Origin of the sequence: Flavobacterium sp. A45, assembly GCF_002001005.1 — a bacterium.
GTDB lineage: Bacteria > Bacteroidota > Bacteroidia > Flavobacteriales > Flavobacteriaceae > Flavobacterium.
This window is the reverse complement of sequence record NZ_MUNX01000040.1, coordinates 40,885-49,097: the sequence shown is the minus strand read 5'-3', so window position 1 is coordinate 49,097 and position 8,213 is coordinate 40,885. Positions and strand designations below refer to the sequence as shown.

At 31.6% G+C, this 8,213-nt stretch carries 6 protein-coding genes; 3 read left to right on the top strand and 3 right to left on the bottom strand.

Going from position 1 to position 8,213, the window contains the following annotated elements:
- The first annotated feature begins 251 nt into the window (after positions 1-251).
- Entirely contained in the window at positions 252-1,445 is a 1,194-nt protein-coding gene (gene sucC / locus B0E44_RS01910; protein WP_077370512.1) for an ADP-forming succinate--CoA ligase subunit beta, read from the top strand.
- A gap of 81 nt (positions 1,446-1,526) precedes the next feature.
- Here sucC and B0E44_RS01905 read toward each other — a convergent pair whose 3' ends face one another.
- The gene (locus B0E44_RS01905) at positions 1,527-2,219 is read right to left on the bottom strand and encodes an endonuclease/exonuclease/phosphatase family protein (protein ID WP_077370511.1); all 693 of its coding nucleotides are present in this window, start codon (positions 2,217-2,219) and stop codon (positions 1,527-1,529) included.
- A gap of 223 nt (positions 2,220-2,442) precedes the next feature.
- Between B0E44_RS01905 and B0E44_RS01900 the strand changes: the two genes are divergently transcribed.
- Together B0E44_RS01900 and B0E44_RS01895 are read left to right on the top strand one after the other, a co-directional pair.
- Complete coding sequence (locus B0E44_RS01900) at positions 2,443-4,008, top strand: YdiU family protein (protein WP_077370510.1); 1,566 nt, start codon at positions 2,443-2,445, stop codon at positions 4,006-4,008.
- Between the two features lie 258 nt (positions 4,009-4,266).
- The gene (locus B0E44_RS01895) at positions 4,267-4,602 is read left to right on the top strand and encodes a hypothetical protein (protein WP_077370509.1); all 336 of its coding nucleotides are present in this window, start codon (positions 4,267-4,269) and stop codon (positions 4,600-4,602) included.
- A gap of 203 nt (positions 4,603-4,805) precedes the next feature.
- On the opposite strand, the gene B0E44_RS01890 is transcribed toward B0E44_RS01895, so the two are convergent.
- On the bottom strand, positions 4,806-7,331 hold the full coding sequence (locus B0E44_RS01890) for a mechanosensitive ion channel family protein (protein ID WP_077370508.1): 2,526 nt from the start codon (positions 7,329-7,331) through the stop codon (positions 4,806-4,808).
- 359 nt (positions 7,332-7,690) lie between these two features.
- The gene (locus B0E44_RS01885; RefSeq protein WP_077370507.1) at positions 7,691-8,152 is read right to left on the bottom strand and encodes a DUF1456 family protein; all 462 of its coding nucleotides are present in this window, start codon (positions 8,150-8,152) and stop codon (positions 7,691-7,693) included.
- Between the last annotated feature and the right edge of the window lie 61 nt (positions 8,153-8,213).

Genomic DNA, 8,213 nt, shown 5'->3' with positions numbered 1-8,213 from the left:
ATTTTTTTAAATTTTAAAAACACTTGTTTTTTGTAATAAATATAGGATTATACTTTTTGTGGATAATTATTTTAACAAAAAAGCTGAGAATTTTTAAATTTATTCCACTATAACGTTTGAGATTAAAGATTGACCAATTTTTACTTTTATATGTTATTATAATTAAAAAAAATTTCAATTAAATTAAATTTTGCTATTTTTGTGCCACTTTTATTCTGAAATAGATTCAGAATCCAGACAAATTCTATATTATGAACATACACGAATATCAAGGAAAAGAAATTTTAGCTAGCTATGGAGTTCGCATTCAACGCGGAATTGTAGCTAATAGTCCAGTAGAAGCTGTAGCTGCTGCAAAACAATTAACTACCGAAACTGGTACAAGTTGGTATGTTGTAAAAGCCCAAATTCACGCAGGTGGTCGTGGAAAAGGTGGTGGAGTAAAACTTGCCAAAGGAATTGATAAAGTAGAAGGAATTGCAGAAGAAATTATCGGAATGCAATTAATCACACCTCAAACTTCTGCTGAAGGAAAAAAAGTGCACAAAGTTTTAATCGCTGAAGATGTTTATTATCCAGGTGAAAGTGAAACTTCTGAGTTTTATGTTTCTGTTCTTTTGAATAGAGCTACGGGACGTAACATGATTATGTATTCTACTGAAGGTGGAATGGATATTGAAGAAGTTGCTGAACATACTCCACATTTAATTTTTACGGAAGAAATTGATCCAGCTGTTGGATTACAAGGTTTTCAAGCAAGAAGAATTGCTTTTAACTTAGGTCTTTCTGGAAATGCTTTCAAAGAAATGGTTAAATTCATCGATTCATTATACAATGCTTACATTGGTTCTGATGCATCTATGTTTGAAATCAACCCAGTTTTGAAAACTTCGGATGATAAAATTATGGCTGTAGATGCTAAAGTAAATATCGATGATAATGCTTTATACAGACAAAAGAAATATGCTGATATGCGTGACGTTCGTGAGGAGAACCCAATCGAAGTTGAAGCAAAAGAAGTAGGATTGAACTACGTAGATCTTGACGGTACTGTAGGATGTATGGTTAATGGTGCAGGTCTTGCAATGGCAACTATGGATTTAATTAAGTATGCTGGTTTTGAACCTGCAAACTTCCTAGACGTAGGTGGAACTGCTGATGCAAAACGTGTTGAAACGGCTTTCCGTATTATCTTGAAAGATGTAAACGTAAAAGCAATTTTGATTAATATTTTTGGTGGAATCGTTCGTTGTGACCGTGTGGCACAAGGAGTTGTTGATGCATACAAAAATATGGGTGATGCTATAAAAGTGCCAATCATTGTTCGTTTACAAGGTACTAATGCTGCTATCGCAAAAGAATTAATTGATAATTCAGGAATGCCAATTTTATCTGCTGTTGAATTCCAAGAAGCTGCAGACCAAGTAAAAGCTGCGCTTTCTTAATTAGAAAAGTCTATAATATTGAAAATCCTGAGTGAAAGCTCAGGATTTTTTGTTTTGGGGAAAAATAATTTTGACAATATTTTAAAATTCGATTATTATTGGCATATGGTCACTCAATTCTAACCAGTCGTTTTTTTGACCTATTATAATGTTTTTAATTTTTTTGAAGGTTTTTTTATCTGCAAAGGCATAATCTATATGATATGGTTTTGAAATATTTCTTTGTAAATAGAAAGTAGGAACTTCTTCTTCTCCTTGTTTTTCGTTAAAATATTCGTGATATAAACTTCTGATTTCAATTTCGTCTAATTCTTTTACAACGTCTGAATGATTCCACCATCTGTCCCATTTATCCCAGATTTTATTACTGTTAAAGTCTCCAGTTATTAAAGTTTTTGTCATTAAAGGTTTGTTTATTTGTAGATATTTCCAAAATTGACCTATATAGCCAAAAGTTGGTGAATTTGCATGATGATTCCATAGACCAATAATATTGAAATTATTATCAATATTGGCAGATATAAAATATTTAAGTCCATTTGTATCCCAATTATTGTCGGATAATTTAACAGATGCTTTGCAAAACATTCCTAGCCCTTTATTTTTATTGTCTCCTATCCAGATAAAATTGCTAGCCCATTCTTTATATTTTTTATCATTTGACATTTTTGGATCTTCACATTCTTGTATGACAATAATATCTGCATCAAATGATTCAAGTTGACTAAACTTTTTTCTAAATGCTCCATTACAATTCCAAGTGATTATTTTCATAGATAAGTTATGTATTGACTTTTCAAATATATCAAAAAAAATCTGGAGTGAAAGTTCAACTTTTCTACCATTGAAATCGAATTTTTTGAATTTACCTTTTTTATAAACAAAACGACTTTGGTTATAAAATAAAATTATCGCAAGAATTCAATTATCTTAAAAGGATGAAATACCTTTACAGTTGACTTGATTTTATAATTCTAGTTCGAATACTCTTAAAGAAATGAAACTTCACATACAAAATAATTTTACTACCGAATTACCTGCCGATCCAAGTGAAATCAATATTCCGAGACAGGTGGAGCAAGCCTGTTTTTCTTATGTAGTACCAAAGAACCCTTCGAACCCTTCTTTGATGCATGCTTCGGTTGAGGTGGCCAATTCTTTAGGATTGTCCCTGGAAGACATTCGTTCAGATGATTTTCTAAATACTTTTTCGGGGAATACCATTTATCCAGAAACCAAGCCGTATGCTTTAGCTTATGCTGGGCATCAATTTGGAAATTGGGCTGGGCAATTGGGTGATGGTCGCGCCATCAATCTAACCGAAGTAGTACATAATGATAAGTTGTACACATTACAATTAAAAGGAGCAGGTCCTACACCATATTCCCGCACAGCCGATGGCTTTGCAGTATTGCGATCTTCTATTAGAGAGCATTTATGTGCAGAGGCTATGCATTATTTGGGAGTTCCAACAACACGTTCGCTTTCGCTAATGCTTTCCGGTGATCAGGTAATGAGAGATATACTCTATAATGGAAACCCAGCTTATGAGAAAGGAGCCATCGTTTGTAGAGTAGCACCTTCATTTATACGATTTGGGAATTTTGAATTATTTGCCTCAAGAAAAGATCATGCTACACTGCAATTATTAACGGATTATACCATCAAATATCATTTTCCGGAGATTAAGAGTGAAGGTGTCGAAAAATATCTTGCCTTTTTTCAAGCGGTGACCCAAACAACCTTAGAAATGATTGTACACTGGCAACGAGTAGGTTTTGTTCATGGCGTCATGAACACTGATAATATGTCAATTCATGGTATTACGATTGACTATGGACCTTATGGATGGCTGGAAGATTACGACCCGAATTGGACTCCCAATACAACCGATAGGCAATATAAAAGATACCGATTTGGCAATCAACCCGATATTGCTTTGTGGAATTTGTATCAATTAGCTAATGCTTTGTATCCGTTAATTAATGATGCCAAACCGCTTGAAACTATCTTGAATGCCTTTGGTAATAATTATCAAAAGGAATATTGGAGTATGATGCAAAATAAGCTTGGTCTCAAATTAAGTAAGGATGAAGACGCTATTTTAATTGAAAGCTTGACGGAAATTCTACAGCTAATTGAAACTGATATGACTATTTTCTTTAGAAACTTGAGTAGTGTTCAAAAAGAGGATTCGACCGAAGTTGCTTTAGATAAAATTAAAGAGGCTTTTTATAATGAAAAAGACCTTAATGAATCTATTCTGGATAAATGGTATGGTTGGTTAGGGAATTATAGTAGTCGAATCAATGATGAACTTCTTAGTGATACTGAGAGAAAAGAACAAATGAATTCCGTGAACCCCAAATATGTATTGCGAAATTATATGGCACAATTAAGTATTGATGCTGCTGATAAGGGAGATTATTCTTTACTGAACGAACTGTTTGAATTGCTTAAAAAGCCATATGATGAACAACTTGAAAGCCAAAAATGGTTTGCCAAAAGACCTGATTGGGCCAGAGACAAGGTGGGGTGTTCTATGTTAAGTTGTAGTTCTTAATGCTCTTTTTAAAGCTAATGTTATCAAAAAACTGGATTATACTTAAATTAAGTAAAATGTTTTTTTGTTGCTGTTTTCTTAGTTTTTTACGAATTAATTTTAAAAGTATTTATTTTTAATTTATTTGGGATGATGGGAGTTTAATGAAGGAAAAATCTAATGTTTTTTCTATTTTAAGAATTAGTTAAGTGATTTATTTTGTGATTTTTATGTGTTTTTCATGAGTAATTTTGACATGTAATCTTAAAACAAAAAACCATGAAAAAATTAATTTTATCAGCTATTGTCTCTTTATTTGTAAGTACTGCATTTGCTTCGACTAGTGATGATGATCCTAAAGTTGTTTCAAAAACTACAAAAGAGTTGTCCTTGTTGCTTAACAAATCTTTTTCAGGAGATATTTTAGAAAAAGAAGAATTGGTTAAAGTTACTTTTGTAGTTAACAAATTGAATCAGGTTGTCGTATTACAAGTGAATTCAAATAATTCGCAAATTCAAGATTATGTTAAGCAGGTGCTTAATTACAAAAAGCTTTCTTCTAACGAATTAGTTGTTGGAAAAGACTATGTTTTTGAAGTAAGATTTAAAAACTAAAGTGCTGTATTAAAGAATCGGATATTTACCGAATGCTTTAAATCGATTAGGGTTTTGATATTTAATTGAATATCAGTCAAAGGAAACCAAAAGGGTTTCCTTTGTTGTTTATAATAAATAGGATGTTGTTAAAATTTATCTTTTTCTAAATTATAAGTATTCAGAACTTTGAGAATAGTTTTTGTAGTACTATCAAAACATAATTACAATTCTTGCATAGGATCAACTTTGGATTCAGGTTCAATTTCTTTATTTATAATGTGAATATCCTGTTGAGAAAATGGTATGACAATGTTGTTTTCTTTTAAGGTTTTGTCAATAGCAATTATCAATTCGCTCCTTGTGTCATTATCAAAATCAAAGTGGCTAATCCAGTATTTCAGAACTAAGTCAATAGAACTGTCGCCAAATTTAGTAAACCAAATTGCCGGTTGTGGCCTCATCAGCACGTTTTGATTTTTTTCAAGAATTTCAAAAAGCAATTTTTTGGTTAATTCCAAGTCGGTTCCATAGGCTACCCCAAATCGGATTTCCGATCTGCGGCTACTGCTTCCTAGAGTCCAATTGGTTAAATTTTGGTTTAATAATTCTCCGTTTGGAATAATTACATCGGCGCCATCAAATGTAGTGACTACGCTACTTCTGATGCCAATAGATTTCATTTTTCCGGATTGGGTCCCAACTTCAATGATATCGTCCAAACTCACTGGTTTTTCAAAAGCTATGATTAATCCACTTATTAGATTATTAACTAAGCTTTGCATACCAAAACCAATACCAACTCCCAATGCACTTATGATTAATGTTATTCTATCCAAAGGAATACCTGCAGATGCAAAAGCAATAAGCACACCTAAAGTTACAATGGCTATTCGGGATAAAAATAACCAGCTTCCAAAATTTTTGGTTTTGTTTTTGCTTTTTATAATTTGATTATCGGAAGCCAAAAAGGAAACCACTTTTGAAATGAAACTGGACAATACAATTACAAGGATGAATATTATGATATTTTCAAACGAAAACGTAATGTTTCCAATACTTCGGGGTTCGGATATGGTACTTCTAAAGGGGTCTACAAAATTTTGGAAAGTAAAGGTGTTTCTTGTCATCAATAAAAACCAACAAATGAAGAGAATCACATAAAAACCAATAGTAAATTTATGAGGAACTCCGCTGATAGTATTTCTAGGTTCGTCTTCATCGACTTCGTTCAAAATTTTAGACACCAAATTAATTTCCTTCACTATTATGAATGTGCTATAGAGTGAAAACACGACTATAATTGTGTAAACTGCTTTAGTCATTAAAAATTTACCTAAATTGTAATGACCGTTTACCAGATAATAGAATGAGAAAAATTGGAGAATTGTCGCTAAAATGATATACCATAAATAAATTTTTCTTTGAATTTGGGATCTATTTACGAATGCATAAATACCGATTGCAATACCTAAACAATTTATAGCCATAATTAAAAAGGATTCTCCAATAAAGTGAATCAAAATTATAATGTCAAATAATGCTATGAGATTCAATACAAAAATGGCTATCCAAATTTTCCAGACAAATATCTTAATCGATTTCCACATCATTACGGTCAATGAAATGGTTGATATTGTCCAGATTAGAATAGAAAAAATAAGCGGTGGCATAGGGAGAATAAATTGGTACAAGTTCAAGACTACCAAAACTGCTGTTGCTATTGGGCTATTTAGGATATAGACATCAACTAGCATGTTTTTTTTATAACCCAAATTAAGGAATTTTCTCTTTTGTAAATTAAAGTATATCACTGTGCCGATTATTAGTATCAGCATCGTCAGTATTGCATTTTTATTGTTTATCAGATAAAAATAAAGTACTAGATTATTTGTTTTAATGGAATAAGCCAAAGGATCATTAACCATTAATGTTTTGATGTCAAGACGTTCAAAAACAGGAACTTTTTTAGTGAATAATTGGTCAAGTTCGATTTGTCTGAGTTTGTCATTCTGTATTATATCCGATTCAATTTTGAATTTTAATTGATCACCCAAAATTTTCAATGTTTGAATACTGTCGACGGCATTTTTCAGCCTATCAGAGACTAGATCGATGTCAGCATTCATCTTCAACGATTGCAGGCGGTAAATTTCTCTGGCAACCGAATCGGTTGGAACATAATACAGACTTTTTTCAGCTACTAAGGAATCAATTTTCTCTTGTGTTCTACTAAGTTCTTGATTTTCAAAACTGATTTTTTTTAAACGATTATTGGTGCGTTTTAATAATTCGTCAAGAAGAATAGAAGTAGAACTAAGGTTCCTGTCAGTTATAACCCTAAATTTTTTTCCAACGATTCCTTTAACGGCAAATTCTTCCCAATCTTTTAATTGATGAATTTCTTGTGTAATCTCCTTGTAATCAAATCCTCTGTTTATAAGGAACTTAGCGTTTTGTACTTCAAATTCAATTAAATTGAATATTCTATTTTGTTTTTGGACTTTTTGGTAGTTTATGTATTTTTCCTGTCTCGCTTTCTTATCATAATTTGCTTTACTCTCAAGCATAAGCTGGTTTATTCTATTTTTGATTCCAATTTCTTTAACGATGGAATCCATTTCTTTTTTTGGGGTTTGGCCAGCAGTAGAAAGGAGAGAGATTAGAGCAAAAAAAACGAAAATAGATTTCCAACTATTGCCGTTATTATTTTTGGTAGCGTTTATATGTTGAAAAGTAAAATTTAACATGGGCTATGATATGTTTTAATTGCTTTAATTTTTTTGGAATTAGTGTTTCATAAACGCATTGCATTAGTAAGAATTAAAAAAGGTTTCAATAAATTTATTCATCTTTGGAATTAACAGAATAATTAAATTTAATTTTTTGAATTCTTGTTTTTTCTTACTATTTCAATAGGAGACTAATAGATGTATATATCAAATTTAACAAAAAAATATTAGCTTTTCCTATATGTTATTAAAAAAGACTTTGTTGTATATATTGTCAATTATGGGCATAAAAAAACCTGAACTTTCATTCAGGCTATTTAATTGGCGTTGTCCAATTCTTGAGTTGGACAGTATTTTTAAAAATATAACTCGTGTTATTATTTTTTATTTTTCCCAAAATTGTATTTTACTTTTTCTACAACTGGTGTTTTTGAATTGCCTTTTGGGTATTGTTTTTTGGCAGGTTTTTTTGCCGTGCTAGATTTTCCTGGGGCTTGATCGCCTCTTGCTCTTTCTTCATCTTTTGCTTTTGGTTTAAATTCGGCTCTTTTTGAATCTCCGTCTTTTGCCGGAATTTGAGCTTTGTGTTTAGCCAAAACATCATTAGGGTTTTTAGGATTTTCTTTGGTGCCTCTCAAGTGAATTACCAATCCGTTTAGGAAATTACGCAAAACCTGATCTCCGCATTCCATGTAATTTTCGTGTTTTTCATCACGGAAAAAAGCTCCCAATTCTGATTTTGTAATTCTAAAATCTACCAATTCTAAAATTTCCACTATTTGATCATCGCGCAACATCAAGGCTACTCGAAGTTTTTTGAATATATCGTTATTTGTCATTTTTAAGTATTTAAAGGGCAAAGATAAGCATTTACAAAATGAATTTGTTGTTATTGTTTTC